The sequence below is a fragment of the Pseudomonas sp. C1C7 genome (assembly GCF_013359595.1).
Lineage (GTDB): Bacteria > Pseudomonadota > Gammaproteobacteria > Pseudomonadales > Pseudomonadaceae > Aquipseudomonas.
Genome location: NZ_JABFMP010000030.1, coordinates 1 through 13836 on the forward strand (window position 1 = coordinate 1; position 13836 = coordinate 13836).

The following is a 13836-nucleotide window of genomic DNA, read 5'->3' on the forward strand; positions in this document are numbered from 1 at the left end:
TGATGACGCGGTTGATGCCATCATCGGGGCAAAGCCCGCTCCCACAGGTTGGATGCATTCCCCTGTGGGAGCGGGCTTGCCCGCGATGGGGTCATCACAGCCCACCGATCAGTCTGCTGACACACCGCCACCAGTCCTGACTTAGAATGATCCGACGTAACTCATAACAACAACGAGAGTGAGCCGATGATGCAAGCCCAACTGCTGAGTCAGCGCAGTACGATTTTCGACCATGCCGACCCTTACGCGGTGTCGGGCTACGTCAATCAGCACGTCGGTAACCATTGCATTCTCATGCCTCGCGCCGGGCATCCCCTGGCCAGTCTCAACCATCGCAAGTTCGCCAGCCTCGACCTGTGCCGTATCAGCTACGGCGGCAGCGTTCGGGTCACCTCCGGCGCGCTGGAAACCATCTACCACCTGCAAGTGCTGTTGCGCGGCAATTGCCTGTGGCGCGGCCACGGTCAGGAACATTACTTCGCCCCCGGCGAGTTGCTGCTGATCAACCCCGACGATCCGGTGGACCTGACGTACTCCGACGATTGCGAAAAATTCATCCTCAAAGTCCCCACCTCTCTGTTCGAGTCGGTCTGCGACGAGCAGCGCTGGCGGTATCCGGGGCAGGGCGTGCGCTTTGTGGAAAACCGTTATCAGCTCAATGAGCTGGAAGGCTTCGTCAACCTGCTGGCGATGATTTGCCAGGAGGCCGAGTCGACCGAGCAGATCCCGCGGGTGCAGGAGCATTACGCGCAGATCATCGCCAGCAAGATGCTCAGCCTGATGAAGACCAACGTCAGCCGCCTGGAAATCGGCTCGCAGACTGCCAATTTCGAAGCCATCGCCGACTACATCGGCAAGAACCTCAAGCAGAGCCTGGACAGCGAAGAGCTGGCGCGCCAGGCGCACATGAGCCTGCGTTCGCTCTATGCCCTGTTCGAACGCAACGCCGACACCACCCCGAAAAACTACATCCGCCAGAAGCGCCTGGAGCGCATCCACGCCTGTCTGAGCGACCCGACCTGCAACGTGCGCAACGTCACCGAAGTGGCCATGGACTACGGCTTCCTGCACCTGGGCCGGTTCTCCGACAGCTACCGCAAGCAGTTCGGCGAATTGCCTTCGGACACCCTCAAGCGACGGCACTGATTCAATAGCGGCCAGAAGTCTCGATGCTGGCGCGGGATTTAGGCGAGGCGCGATCCTTGTAGCCGCTGGCTTCGCCAGCTGCTACAGAGTCCCGGACTTCAATCCAAACCATTCAGTGCCACATTCCCTCTGCACAAAACGGATAAAGGTCTGCACCCCGCGGATAGTCCGCCCCATTGCCCGGTTCTAGGATGACCCTGCCTGAACAATAACAATGGAGGCGGCGGCCATGACCCTGCGACCCGAATACCTTCACTCCCTGCTTCAAGACGATCCCGAGCAGGGCCTGTATCGCTGCAAGCGCGAGATGTTCACCGATCCACGCCTGTTTGACCTTGAGATGAAACACATCTTCGAAGGCAACTGGCTGTACCTGGCTCACGAAAGCCAGATCCCCCACATCAACGATTTCTACACCACCACCATGGGGCGCCAGTCGATCTTCATCGCGCGCAACAAGGACGGTGTGCTCAACGCCTTCATCAACGCCTGCAGTCACCGCGGCGCGACCCTGTGCCGGCACAAGTCCGGCAACAAGAGCTCCTACACCTGCCCGTTCCACGGCTGGACGTTCAACAACTCCGGCAAACTGCTCAAAGTCAAAGACCCTGCCAACGCCGGCTACCCGTCGAGCTTCAACTGCGAAGGCTCCCACGACCTGACCAAGGTCGCGCGCTTCGAGTCCTATCGCGGCTTCCTGTTCGGCAGCCTCAACCCCGACGTATTGCCGCTGGTCGAACACCTGGGCGAGTCGGCGAAGATCATCGACATGATCGTCGACCAGTCCCCTGACGGCCTGGAAGTGCTGCGCGGTTCCTCGAGCTACATCTACGAAGGCAACTGGAAACTCACCGCCGAAAACGGCGCCGACGGTTACCACGTCAGCTCCGTGCACTGGAACTACGCCGCCACCCAGAACCAGCGCAAGCAGCGCGAGGCCGGCGACAGCAACCCGACCATGAGCGCCGGCAGCTGGGCCAAGCAGGGCGGTGGTTTCTATTCCTTCGACAAGGGCCACATGCTGCTCTGGACCCGCTGGTCCAACCCCGAGGATCGCCCGCTGTACGAGCGTCGCGACGAACTGGCCCAGGACTTCGGCAAGGCTCGCGCCGACTGGATGATCGAGAACTCGCGCAACCTGTGCCTGTACCCGAACGTGTACCTGATGGACCAGTTCAGCTCGCAGATCCGCATCGCCCGGCCGATCTCGGTGGATCGCACCGAAATCACCATCTACTGCATCGCTCCAAAGGGCGAAAGCGACCATGCGCGCTCCAGCCGGATCCGCCAGTACGAAGACTTCTTCAACGTCAGCGGCATGGCCACCCCGGACGACCTGGAGGAGTTCCGCTCCTGCCAGACCAGCTACCAGGGCAGCGTGACCACCTGGAACGACATGTCCCGTGGCGCCGAACACTGGATCGAAGGCGCCGACGACGCGGCGAAGGAAATCGACCTGCATCCGCTGCTGTCCGGCGTGCGCACCGAAGACGAAGGCCTGTTCGTGCTGCAACACAAGTACTGGCAGCAGACCATGCTCAAGGCGCTGGAAGCCGAACAGTCGAAGCTGATCGCCGTGGAGGACGTGCAATGACCATTTCCTATGACGACGTGCGCGACTTCCTCTTCCGCGAAGCCCGTTACCTGGATGACCGCCAGTGGGATGAATGGCTGGAGCTGTACGCCCCCGACGCGACCTTCTGGATGCCGTCCTGGGACGACAACGACGAGCTGACCGAGGACCCGCAGCGGGAAATCTCGCTGATCTGGTACGGCAACCGCACGGGCCTGGAAGACCGCATCTTCCGGATCAAGACCGAGCGTTCCAGCGCGAGCATTCCGGACACTCGCACTTCCCACAACATCAGCAACATCGAACTGCTGGAGCAGGCCGACGGACTGTGCAAGGTGCGCTTCAACTGGCACACCCTGAGCTTCCGCTACAAGACCGTCGACAGCTACTTCGGCAGCAGCTTCTACACCCTCGACACGCGCGGTGAGAACCCGCTGATCAAGGCCAAGAAAGTGATCCTGAAGAACGACTACGTTCGTCAGGTCATCGATGTCTACCATTTGTGAGGGCGCGGTCATGACTCATTCCATCGCATTCAATTTCGAAGATGGCGTCACCCGGTTCATCGAAGCCAATGTCGGCGAAACCGTGGGCGATGCCGCCTACCGTCAGGGCATCAACATTCCGCTGGACTGCCGCGACGGCGCCTGCGGCACCTGCAAGTGCTTCGCCGAGGCCGGTCAGTACGACCTGGGCGAGGAGTACATCGAAGACGCCTTGAGCCCTGAAGAGGCCAGGCAGGGTTTTGTCCTGACCTGCCAGATGCGCGCCCAGAGCGACTGCGTGGTGCGTGTGCCGACCTCCTCGCAAGTCTGCCGTACCCGTCAGTCCAGCTACGACGCCACCATCAGCGCCGTGCGCCAGCTGTCCGACAGCACCATCGCGCTGTCGATCAAGGGCGAATCCCTGAGCAAGCTGGCGTTCCTGCCGGGGCAGTACGTGAACCTGGGGATTCCCGGCAGCGAACAGACCCGCGCCTATTCGTTCAGCTCGTTGCAGCGTGACGGCGAGGTGAGCTTCCTGATTCGCAACGTGCCAGGCGGCTTGATGAGCAGCTTCCTCACCGGCATGGCCAAGGCGGGCGACAGCATGAGCCTGGCCGGGCCGCTGGGCAGCTTCTACCTGCGCGATATCCGCCGGCCGCTGTTGCTGCTGGCCGGTGGCACGGGCCTGGCGCCGTTCACCGCGATGCTGGAGAAAATCGCCGAGCAGGGCAGCGAGCATCCGTTGCATCTGATCTACGGCGTGACCAACGATTTCGACCTGGTGGAAATGGATCGCCTCGAAGCCTTTGCCGCGCGCATTCCGAACTTCACCTACAGCGCCTGCGTGGCCAGCCCCGACAGCCAGCATCCGCGCAAGGGTTATGTGACCCAGCACATCGAGCCCAAGCACCTGAACGATGGTGATGTGGACGTCTACCTGTGCGGGCCTCCGCCGATGGTTGAGGCGGTGAGCAAGTACATTGGGGAGCAGGGGATCCGGCCGGCGAATTTCTACTACGAGAAGTTTGCGGCGAGCGCGGCGTAAGCAATCCCCCTGTAGGAGCTGCCGCAGGCTGCGATCTTTTGATCTTGCTTTTAAAAGTTCGCAGCCTCGTTTCACTCGACAGCTCCTACAGGCAGTTCCTGCACCAGAAGGGTGTTGTGAATTCGAACTTCGGCATGAGGTACACATGAACAGATTTCACGAAAAAGTCGCGCTGATCACCGGGGCTGCCCAGGGCATCGGGCGGCGGGTGGCCGAGCGGATGGCGGCGGAAGGGGCGAAGCTGATTCTGGTGGATCGCTCGGAGCTGGTGTTCGAAGTGCAGAAGGAGCTGGCCTCGACCAGCCAGGTGCTGGCCCTGACCGCCGATCTTGAGCAATACGAGGACTGCAACCGGGTGATGCAGACTGCCGTCGAGCGTTTCGGCCGCCTCGACGTGCTGATCAACAACGTCGGCGGCACGATCTGGGCCAAGCCGTTCGAGCACTACGAAGCGTCGCAGATCGAGGCCGAGGTGCGGCGTTCACTGTTCCCGACCCTGTGGTGTTGCCATGCTGCGCTGCCATTCATGCTGGAGCAGGGCAGTGGCGCGATCGTCAACGTCTCGTCCATCGCCACCCGCAGCGTCAACCGCGTGCCGTACGGCGCGGCGAAGGGTGGGGTAAATGCCCTGACCGCCTGCCTGGCCTTCGAAACCGCCGGCCGCGGCGTGCGGGTCAACGCGACTGCGCCCGGCGGCACCGAAGCACCTCCCCGGGTCATCCCGCGCAACAGCGCCGAACAGAGTGCCCAGGAGAAAGTCTGGTACCAGCAGATCGTCGACCAGACCCTCGACAGCAGCCTGATGAAGCGTTACGGCACGCTGGATGAGCAGGCGGGGGCGATTCTGTTCCTGGCGAGTGATGAAGCGTCCTATATCACCGGGATGGTCATGCCGGTGGGTGGTGGGGATCAAGGTTAAGGTTTGGGCAGGCCGACCACGGACCTGGGGTGCAAGTCAGGTAAGGCAGAACGCGGTTCATGTAGCAGCAGGCTTCGCCAGCTGCTACATGAACCGCGGTGCCTTCAAGCCCCCTCGCCACAAGGTTCCAGTTGCTTCAGAGGCGACGCTGAAACGCCCGGATGATTTTGAGCGTAGCGTCGCTGGTATCCAGGTTCTGGATCGCATTCAGCGGAAACCAGATGCAATCGATTATTTCGTTCAACGGCCGGGCCCGATCCGCCTCCAGGGGCGAGGCTTCGTAGACATGGTGCCGGGTGTTGCCCGACTGCAGCTCCATCAGATACAGCATTTCCTCCACGCCCAGCCCGGTTTCCTCCGCCAACTCTCGCACGGCGGCACCGGCATGGGTCTCGCCCCGTTCGACCTTTCCGCCAGGCAGCATCCAGCGACTCTTCGGTTTTCTGACCAGAAGAATGTGGTGGTCCTGCTCGCAAATGACGGTGGCGCGTACTTTCATGGGCTGCTCGATGCGGTTGTCATAAAAGTGTAACAAAAAAGCAATAGTCAAGCTGGATCCATTCCCTTCGGCCTTGATCATGTTGAGCGGCCTTACGGTGCAAAAGTGCGATTCAAACAAGGTTTGAGGCGACGTTCGGTCGTTTTCGCCGCGAAGTGCGGGTGTAAGGTAGGCGGCGTGAGCTTTGGAAACTTGCCGAGAAGGAGGTAACCATGAGTGTTCCGATGCTGAACAGAATGCATATGAACGGTTATGACGTACTCAGCGTAAACAATGGCCCATGGAGGGTCTGCACCAAAGGTGATCGGCTCGGGTCGTTTGCCAGCAAGGAGGAGGCGATGGCGTTTGCGGCTTCGTTGCCTGGCTACAGGGCGCGGGTGAACAAGCAGGCTAACCAATAACGGTCTTGTAGCAAGAGACCCTGTGGCGAGGGGGTAAGCCCCCCCGCCACAAAGTGTTCACTTCGCCACAAGATTTCATTCCACATTCAGTACCCACCACCCCCACTCGATCGCGCGGGCTCGCGCGCCTTCTGCTGGGCGACGCTCCATTCGGCGCATGTCATGAATCCCTTGTGATCGACCCGTCCACGGCTGTCGAAGCTGACGTTGTAGGGTTGTCGATGCTCGGGCTGGACCAGTTTGTAGTCGTAGCAGGTGCCTGCTTCGGCCGTGCGATTGCTGACCGATAACGGCGCACCGCCGATTTGCTGGACTTGTTCCTGGCTCATGCCCATCTCCACCTTGGCCACCAGGGGTTGATCGCGGAAGATCTGCGAGTCGGTGTTGCAGCCTGCCAGCGTCATTAACGTGATGACGATCACAGGCAGGGTTCTGTTCATGGTCGGGCTCCTATGTCACTGAGGCTTGTGTCACTGAGGCTTGTTGCGGCTGATGACCTTCGCCTTGACCTCTTCGGCGTAGCCCAGCAGCCGCTCTTCGTCCCCCTGAAACAGATCGCACAGCCGCTGGACGGCCTGTGCATCGACTTCATTGCCAGCCTGGCGCAACTGTTGCGCGATGCGCAGCAGCTCGACCGCCGACCAGCGAAGGTCCGACGCCAAGCCTTGCAGATCGCGCCGCAGCGCTTGTTCCGATTCGTTAAGCCACATGAAAACCTCCTCTATCTCTGCGCTAAAAGGTTAGACCCATTTGCGCGACCGGGCGTTGTCTTCGTCCGCGGCGGTGGCACTTCCTTTGGTCGGGAAATTTGCGACAAACGCAAAATTCGCTGTCGTAGTGAGGTAGCGATTTTTCGCCAGGGCAGGGGACGTTCAACATGACGGCAACCGATGACTTTCGAGCGCATGCCCATCTGCTGATTGCCGACCTGGATGCGGCCACCAGCGAAATGATGAATCTCATTTCCGAGCACCGGCTCAGCGGGCCGGAGTGGGAGCGGGTCAGTCAGTGGCAGCACGAAGCGTACGAGCGCTGGATGAGTTATTTGAACGAACAGTCATACGCCGGATCCGGCAATCAGAACGCCAGTCGCTGAAAACCGTTACAGCCCATGGATGTCCGGTCGGCGGCAGGCTACATTTGTTTTTTTCAGGAGTTAAGGGCGCTTCATGCAGAGTCGGATGTTGATGGGGGCGGGGATGCTGCTGGGAATGGCGGCATTGTTGGCGGGATGTTCGTTGCCGGCGTCGCTGGTACCGGGCGAACCGAACATGGGCAAGTACAGTGACAAACCACCGAAGGAGGTCGCGGCCTGCGTGTTGCCCGCCTGGCAGCAGGAGGTCTCGCACACGACACAGACGTCGATTTCCAACGGCTACCGGATCACCGCGCCAAGCGTCATCACGGCCGACGAGATTCTGGACATCGTCAAATACAAGGACGGCAGCCGCGTCTCGCTGTATCAGGGCCCGCCCTGGGCGAAGTCGGGCGCCATGCGCAAGGCCGTGCGCGACTGCCTGTAACCGTCAGTTGGTGATTTCGGTGACCTGGATGAGTTGATCGTCACTCGTCTGGGCACCGCCACTGCCTTTCCTTTCCCGACGATCGTTCATCCAGTTTTCCAGCTTTTCGCCAAACTCCGCCGGCGCCTTGCGTCCGACCTTGCGGGCGATGTCCAGAATTGTCTGCTGGGCCAGGGCCTCTTCCATGCGCTTTTGCGCCGTCAACATGGCGGCGTGGATCGAGCAGCGTCCTTCCACCGCCCAATCCGGCGTCTCGCCTTCGAACAATGCACAACGACCACGAATCTCCCGGCATTCGAAAATCGCCTTGCGTCCGTCGATGGCGTTGACGATGTCCAGCAGGGTGATTTCGTCCGCCGGCCGGGCCAGCTTGAAGCCGCCGCGCACGCCTTCGGTGGCGGCCACCAGTTTGGCCTTGGCCAGCTTGGTGAAGATCTTCGCCAGATAGTCCAGCGGCACGCCTTGCAGTTCGGCCAGGTCGCGCACGCTCGCTTCGCGGGTGTCGCCGTAATTGCCGACCAGGAACGCCAGGCAGTGAATGCCGTACTCGACGCCTGCGCTGTAAAGAGCCATTAGATATCTCCGACTAATATTGTCGCAAATGCTACCAACTGGCGGCTGGATGGACAACGAGCGGCTTTTTCCTTTTCTACGAGCGGTGCTTTGGTACGCGCGGGGTGTGGGTTTTCCAGGGTGTATCGATAACATCGATGGGGAACATTGATAAAAATCCGTTGCGGGGATTAACTCGGATCAATATAGTCGTAGTTGTCAGGGCGGCAGTGAGACAAGCTGCTCAAGCGAGAAGCGACATCGACCTCTCGGCCCCTAAACAATTTCCAATGCCTGGTTTCTTCCCCGGAGTTAAAAATGAAACAACACATCTTGGTAATCGGCGCAGGTTTCGGTGGCATGTGGACGGCAATCAGCGCGACCCGTCTGTTCAACATTCATGATCACAACAACACCGAAGTCACCATTCTGGCGCCCCAGGCCGAGCTGCGGATTCGTCCACGTTTCTACGAGCCGAACGCACACACCCTGGCGGCTCCCATCGGTGATCTGCTCAATGCAGTCGGCGCGAAATTCATCAAGGGCGCAGCAGACTCCATCGACGTTGCCAACAAAAGCGTTGGCTACACCGATGCTTCGGGCAACAAACAAACAGTTATCTACGACAAACTCGTTCTGGCTACCGGCAGCGGCCTGGCTCTGCCCAACACCCCGGGTGTGGCTGAACACGCCTTCGACGTCGACCAGATCGAACAGGCCGTACGCCTGGAGAACCACCTCAAATCCCTGGCCAGCCAGCCTGAAAGCAAGGCGCGCAACACCGTAGTGGTTGCCGGCGGCGGTTTCACCGGGATCGAAACGGCGACTGAAATGCCGAACCGCCTGCGCGCCATCCTGGGCGAGAACGCAGACTTCAATGTGATCATCGTGGATCGCGGCGACAAGGTCGGTGGTTCGATGGGCCCCGAGATCGCTGAAAAGATTGCCGAAGCCAGCATTCAGACCGGTGTGAAGTGGCACCTGAATGCTTCGGTGGACGCGGTGGATGCTGACGGTGTGAGCCTGTCCGACGGTCAGCGTATCGAAGCCAAGACTGTTGTCTGGACCACCGGCGTGCGCGCCCACTCGCTGACCGAGCAGATCCCCGGCGAGCGCGATCACCTTGGCCGCCTGCATGTCGACGACAACCTGAAAGTCATCGGCCAGGACGATGTCTACGCCACCGGCGACGTCGCTTACGCGGCGACCGATGACATCGGCAACCACGCGCTGATGACCTGCCAGCACGCGATCATGCTGGGCCGTTATGCCGGCAACAACGTCGCCGCGCAGATCCTCGGCGTGGACCCGACCGCCTACCGTCAGCCGAAGTACGTCACCTGCCTGGACCTCGGCGCCTGGGGTGCGGTGTACACCGAAGGCTGGGATCGCCAGGTCAAGCTGACCAAGCAGGAAGGCAAGGAGCTCAAGACCCAGATCAACACCGTGTGGATCTACCCGCCGGTGGCCGATCGTGATGTGGCCTGGGCTGCTGCGGACCCGCTGATCCCGATTGCCTGATTCGTTTTTCCCGTATCGCTGAATGTTCAAGCGAGTCCCGCCCGGGTTTTCCGGGCGGGATTTTTTTTGCGCCAAGGGCACCGCAGGCGCCTGTGCAACAACATAAATCCCGGATCAACACGCAAAAAAAAGGCCACCGCAACCCGACGTTGCGGCGACCCGAGGGTGACGCTTCAATAGCGATCCACTGGCATGGACCGCTCTACATCAATGGGCCCCGGCGGCCTTGTTCAAATCGCTTTCCGCCCATTCGGTGTACACACAGGCATCCGCCGTGGCCCAGCGAACCTTCACCGGATCGCCCGCCTTGAGCGGCATGCCGGCAGCCGAAAGTGCTTTCACGGTCATCGAGGTGCCGCCGGACGTCACCACGCTGCAGGTCTGGCTTTCACCGAGGAACAACACTTCCACGACCTTGGCCGAGACTTCGTTCCAGCCAGCGGCCAGTGGCTCATCGGTAGCCTGCTGCACACTCAACGCCAGGGCTTTTTCCGGACGCACCATCAGCAGCACATCCTGGTCGGTTTGCAGCCCCGCGGTCAGGCGGATCGACAGCGGTTGGCCTTCGAAGGTCGCCACCGCATTGCCCTGGGCCTTGAGCTTGAGGAAGTTCGAGTTGCCCAGGAACGAGGCGACAAACGCATTCGGCGGATTCTGGTACAGGTCATAACCACTGCCCAGGCCGACGATCTTGCCGTGGCTGAAGATCGCGATGCGCTGGGACAGGCGCATGGCTTCTTCCTGGTCGTGGGTCACGTAGACGATGGTGATGCCCAGGCGCCGATGCAGTTGACGCAGTTCATCCTGCAGGTCTTCACGCAGTTTCTTGTCCAGCGCACCGAGGGGTTCGTCCATCAGCAGGATGCGTGGTTCATAGACCAGCGCCCGGGCGATGGCGACGCGCTGCTGCTGGCCGCCGGAGAGTTGCGAAGGGCGGCGATGGGCGAATTTTTCCAGCTGCACCAGCTTGAGCATCGCATCCACCCGGCGATCACGCTCGGCGGCATCCAGTTTGCGAATGCTCAGGGGAAACGCGATGTTGTCGCGAACGGACAGGTGCGGAAACAGCGAGTAACGCTGGAACACCATGCCGATGTCGCGTTTGTGCGGCGGCACGTTCACCAGCGACTGCTCGTTGACCAGGATCTCGCCGCTGCTCGGGGTTTCGAAGCCGGCGAGCATCGACAGGGTGGTGCTCTTGCCGGAGCCGCTGGAGCCGAGGAAGGTCAGGAACTCGCCGTCCTTGATGTCCAGGGAAATGTTGTCCACGGCGGCGAAGTCGCCATAGAACTTGTTCAGGTTGCGCAGGCTCACCAGGGGCTTGTCGTTCTGCTGCGCGGCATCTTTGATCACTGCACTCATGTCGTACTCCTGGCGCTCAGGCGCTGATTTCGTTGCGCCGGCGCAAGGCAGCGGCGATGACCATGACCAATACCGAAAGGCCGATCAGCAGCGTCGAGGCGACGGCGATCACGGGCGTCAGGTCCTGGCGCAGAGTGGTCCACATTTTCACGGGAAGGGTTTGCAGGGTCGGGCTGGCCATCATCACGCTCAGCACCACCTCGTCCCACGAGACGAGAAAGGCGAAGAGGGCGCCGGCGACCATGCCCGGACGGATCGCCGGAAAGGTCACCTTGAACACCGCTTGCAGCCGCGAAGCGCCGCAGATCACCGCCGCATCCTCGATCGACTGGTCGAACAGCTTCAGCGAGTTGATGATCGAGATGATGGTGAACGGCAGCGCGACGATCACATGGCTGACCACGAAGGCAAACATGGTCCCGGTGTAACCCAGTTTCAGGAACAAGGCGTACACCGCCACCGCGATGATCACCAGCGGCACGATCATCGGCAGGGTGAACAGCCCGTAGAGCATTTCCCGGCCGGGGAAGCGGCCGCGCACCAGGGCGAACGCGGTGGGCAGGCCCAGGGCGACGGCGAAGATCGTGGTCAGTACCGCGACCTTGAGGCTGGCGAGCGCGGCGTTCATCCAGTCGGCGTTGGAGAAGAACTGGGTATACCACTTCACGGTCCAGCCCGGAGGCGGGAACACCAGCCATTGGGACGAGCCGAACGACAACAGGACGATGAACACGATCGGCAGCAGCAGGAACAGTCCGATCAGCCCGGTGGTGGCGTACAGGCCCAAGCGCATCCGGCGGCTCATGGCATTGGGAGTCAGGAGCATGACGGCTTACCTCGCGTTGCTGGCGCCAACCGGGGATTCCGGCTGGAGCTTCAGGTAGAAGTAGAACAGCACCAGGGTGATGACGATCAGCAACGCGGCGCCGGCGCTGGCCAGGCCCCAGTTGAGGAACGACTGCACCTGCTGAATGATGAACTCGGGCAGCATCATGTTCTGCGCACCGCCAAGCAGTGCCGGGGTGACGTAGTAACCGAGGGACATCACGAACACCATCAGACCACCGGAGAACAGCCCCGGCCGGCACAGCGGCAGGAACACCCGGAAGAAGTTGGTCCAGGGGCTGGCGCCGCAGATGGAGCCGGCCTGCAGGATCATCGGGTCGATGGCCTGCATGGTCGCCTGCAACGGCAGCACGATGAACGGGATCATGATGTAGCTCATGCCGATCACCACGCCGGTCAGGTTATGCACCATCTCCAGCGGCTGATCGATGATGCCCATGGCCATCAGCGCCTTGTTGATCACGCCCGAGGCTTGCAGCAACACCAGCCAGGAGTAGGTGCGGGCCAGCAGGCTGGTCCACATCGACAGCAGCACGATGTTCAGGATCCAGCGACCCCAGCCGCGCGGCACCAGGGTGATCGCCCAGGCCAGCGGGAAACCCAGCAGCAGGCTGAAGATCGTCACCAGGCCGGCTACCGAGAAGGTGTTGAGCAATACCCGTGCGTAGGCCGAGTTGGCGAACAGCTGGGTGTAGTTGCCCAGGCCTGGCACAGGCTCCAGCACGCCGCGCAGCAGCAGGCCGATCAGTGGCGCCAGGAAGAACAGGCCCAGGAACAGCAGGGCGGGGATCAGGTTGCTCGAACCACGCCAGCGTTGTGCCAAAGTCGGAGATTGGTTCATGGTAGCGGCCTTGACGCAAGCCTGTCCGGCAGCGCCAGAGGCGCTCCCGGTGGCCGTGGATTGACGGGACGCGGTTGCCGTCATTTTCATTTGACCAGCCATTCGTTCCACCGTGTCGCGATGCTCGGACCGTTCTTGGCCCAGTACGCGAAATCAAGAGTGATCTGATCCTTTGCGTAAGCCGTCGGTAGGTTCGGTGCCAGCGCCGAATCCAGGCGCGCCACGCTGTCGACGTTGACCGGGGCGTAGGCGGTCAGGTTGGAGAAGTCGGCCTGTCCCTTGGCGCTGCTGGCATTGGCCAGGAACTTCATCGCCGCGTCCTTGTTCTTCGAGCCTTTTGGCACGACCAGGATGTCGGCCATCACCAGGTTCTGTTTCCAGCTCACGCCAACCGGGGCGCCGTCTTCCTGCAGGGCGTGGATGCGGCCGTTCCAGAACTGGCCAAGGCTTGCTTCACCGGACGCGAGCAGTTGCTGCGACTGAGCGCCGCCGCCCCACCAGACGATGTCTTTCTTGATGGTGTCGAGTTTCTTGAAGGCGCGGTCCAGGTCCAGCGGGTAGAGCTTGTCGGCCGGAACGCCGTCGGCCAGCAGGGCCAGTTCGAGCACGCCTGGGCTTGGCCATTTGTAGAGGGCGCGTTTGCCGGGGTAGGTCTTGGTGTCGAACAGCGCGGTCCAGTCGGTTGGCTTGGCGGCGCCGAGCTTGCCCTCGTTGTAGCCCAGGACGAAGGAGAAGAAGAACGAACCGACGCCGTGATCGGAGACGAAACGCGGGTCGATCTTGTCGCGCTCGATGACTTTGAAGTCCAGGGGTTCGAGCAGGCCTTCGGAGGCGGCGCGCAAGGCGAAGTCGGCTTCGACGTCAACCACGTCCCATTGCACGTTGCCGCTTTCGACCATGGCCTTGAGTTTGCCGTAGTCGGTCGGGCCGTCCTGAACCACGGTGATGCCGCTGGCCTTGCTGAATGGATCGGCCCAGGCCTGCTTCTGCGCGTCCTGGGTCGTACCGCCCCAGCTGACGAAGTTGACGCTTTCAGCCGCCATCAACGCCTGGCTGGTCACGCTGAGCAGACCCGCGAACAGCACTGCGGATACACGTTTGTTCAACACCATTTTTACGCCCT

17 protein-coding genes are annotated in these 13836 nt (G+C 61.2%); 9 read left to right on the forward strand and 8 right to left on the reverse strand.

Going from position 1 to position 13836, the window contains the following annotated elements; genetic code table 11:
* Positions 1-186: 186 nt before the first annotated feature.
* The 5 genes from HNO86_RS22025 to HNO86_RS22045 all read left to right on the forward strand — a co-directional run bounded on the left by HNO86_RS22025 (position 187) and on the right by HNO86_RS22045 (position 5168).
* Positions 187-1146 (forward strand): AraC family transcriptional regulator, encoded by a 960-nt coding sequence (locus HNO86_RS22025; RefSeq protein ID WP_175379039.1) that lies wholly within the window; start codon positions 187-189, stop codon positions 1144-1146.
* 229 nt (positions 1147-1375) lie between these two features.
* Positions 1376-2740 (forward strand): benzoate 1,2-dioxygenase large subunit, encoded by a 1365-nt coding sequence (gene benA, locus HNO86_RS22030; protein WP_175379040.1) that lies wholly within the window; start codon positions 1376-1378, stop codon positions 2738-2740.
* Positions 2737-3225, forward strand: a complete 489-nt coding sequence (gene benB / locus HNO86_RS22035) for a benzoate 1,2-dioxygenase small subunit (RefSeq protein WP_175379041.1) — start codon at positions 2737-2739, stop codon at positions 3223-3225. The genes benA and benB overlap by 4 nt, the downstream gene beginning before the upstream one ends.
* Positions 3226-3235: 10 nt before the next feature.
* Positions 3236-4249, forward strand: coding sequence for a benzoate 1,2-dioxygenase electron transfer component BenC (gene benC, locus HNO86_RS22040; protein WP_175379042.1), 1014 nt, complete (start codon positions 3236-3238; stop codon positions 4247-4249).
* 145 nt (positions 4250-4394) lie between these two features.
* On the forward strand, positions 4395-5168 hold the full coding sequence (locus tag HNO86_RS22045; protein ID WP_175379043.1) for a 1,6-dihydroxycyclohexa-2,4-diene-1-carboxylate dehydrogenase: 774 nt from the start codon (positions 4395-4397) through the stop codon (positions 5166-5168).
* A 136-nt stretch (positions 5169-5304) separates the two neighbouring features.
* Here HNO86_RS22045 and HNO86_RS22050 read toward each other — a convergent pair whose 3' ends face one another.
* Positions 5305-5667, reverse strand: coding sequence for an NUDIX hydrolase (locus tag HNO86_RS22050; RefSeq protein ID WP_175379121.1), 363 nt, complete (start codon positions 5665-5667; stop codon positions 5305-5307).
* A 212-nt stretch (positions 5668-5879) separates the two neighbouring features.
* Between HNO86_RS22050 and HNO86_RS22055 the strand changes: the two genes are divergently transcribed.
* Positions 5880-6068 (forward strand): DUF2188 domain-containing protein, encoded by a 189-nt coding sequence (locus HNO86_RS22055; protein WP_175379044.1) that lies wholly within the window; start codon positions 5880-5882, stop codon positions 6066-6068.
* Positions 6069-6154: 86 nt separating this feature from the next.
* On the opposite strand, the gene osmE is transcribed toward HNO86_RS22055, so the two are convergent.
* Together osmE and HNO86_RS22065 are read right to left on the reverse strand one after the other, a co-directional pair.
* Positions 6155-6508: an osmotically-inducible lipoprotein OsmE gene (gene osmE / locus HNO86_RS22060; protein ID WP_175379045.1), complete on the reverse strand. Its 354-nt coding sequence runs from the start codon at positions 6506-6508 to the stop codon at positions 6155-6157.
* 30 nt (positions 6509-6538) lie between these two features.
* On the reverse strand, positions 6539-6778 hold the full coding sequence (locus tag HNO86_RS22065) for a hypothetical protein (protein WP_175379046.1): 240 nt from the start codon (positions 6776-6778) through the stop codon (positions 6539-6541).
* A gap of 167 nt (positions 6779-6945) precedes the next feature.
* Between HNO86_RS22065 and HNO86_RS22070 the strand changes: the two genes are divergently transcribed.
* Both HNO86_RS22070 and HNO86_RS22075 read left to right on the forward strand, forming a co-directional pair.
* A complete protein-coding gene (locus tag HNO86_RS22070; RefSeq protein ID WP_175379047.1) occupies positions 6946-7164 on the forward strand; it encodes a hypothetical protein in 219 nt (72 codons plus the stop codon).
* Between the two features lie 73 nt (positions 7165-7237).
* Positions 7238-7591, forward strand: a complete 354-nt coding sequence (locus HNO86_RS22075; RefSeq protein ID WP_175379048.1) for a hypothetical protein — start codon at positions 7238-7240, stop codon at positions 7589-7591.
* Between the two features lie 3 nt (positions 7592-7594).
* Here HNO86_RS22075 and HNO86_RS22080 read toward each other — a convergent pair whose 3' ends face one another.
* The gene (locus HNO86_RS22080; protein WP_175379049.1) at positions 7595-8164 is read right to left on the reverse strand and encodes an Rrf2 family transcriptional regulator; all 570 of its coding nucleotides are present in this window, start codon (positions 8162-8164) and stop codon (positions 7595-7597) included.
* Between the two features lie 297 nt (positions 8165-8461).
* On the opposite strand from HNO86_RS22080, the gene HNO86_RS22085 reads away from it, so the two are divergent.
* A complete protein-coding gene (locus HNO86_RS22085) occupies positions 8462-9664 on the forward strand; it encodes an NAD(P)/FAD-dependent oxidoreductase (protein WP_175379050.1) in 1203 nt (400 codons plus the stop codon).
* Between the two features lie 207 nt (positions 9665-9871).
* On the opposite strand, the gene HNO86_RS22090 is transcribed toward HNO86_RS22085, so the two are convergent.
* Genes HNO86_RS22090 through HNO86_RS22105 form a run of 4 tightly spaced genes read right to left on the reverse strand, consistent with a single transcriptional unit; the run spans position 9872 to position 13825 of the window.
* Positions 9872-11026 (reverse strand): ABC transporter ATP-binding protein, encoded by a 1155-nt coding sequence (locus HNO86_RS22090; RefSeq protein ID WP_175379051.1) that lies wholly within the window; start codon positions 11024-11026, stop codon positions 9872-9874.
* 16 nt (positions 11027-11042) lie between these two features.
* Positions 11043-11852 (reverse strand): ABC transporter permease, encoded by an 810-nt coding sequence (locus HNO86_RS22095; protein ID WP_175379052.1) that lies wholly within the window; start codon positions 11850-11852, stop codon positions 11043-11045.
* Between the two features lie 6 nt (positions 11853-11858).
* Positions 11859-12803 (reverse strand): ABC transporter permease, encoded by a 945-nt coding sequence (locus HNO86_RS22100; protein WP_175379053.1) that lies wholly within the window; start codon positions 12801-12803, stop codon positions 11859-11861.
* Entirely contained in the window at positions 12800-13825 is a 1026-nt protein-coding gene (locus HNO86_RS22105; RefSeq protein ID WP_175379054.1) for an ABC transporter substrate-binding protein, read from the reverse strand. The genes HNO86_RS22100 and HNO86_RS22105 overlap by 4 nt, the downstream gene beginning before the upstream one ends.
* Between the last annotated feature and the right edge of the window lie 11 nt (positions 13826-13836).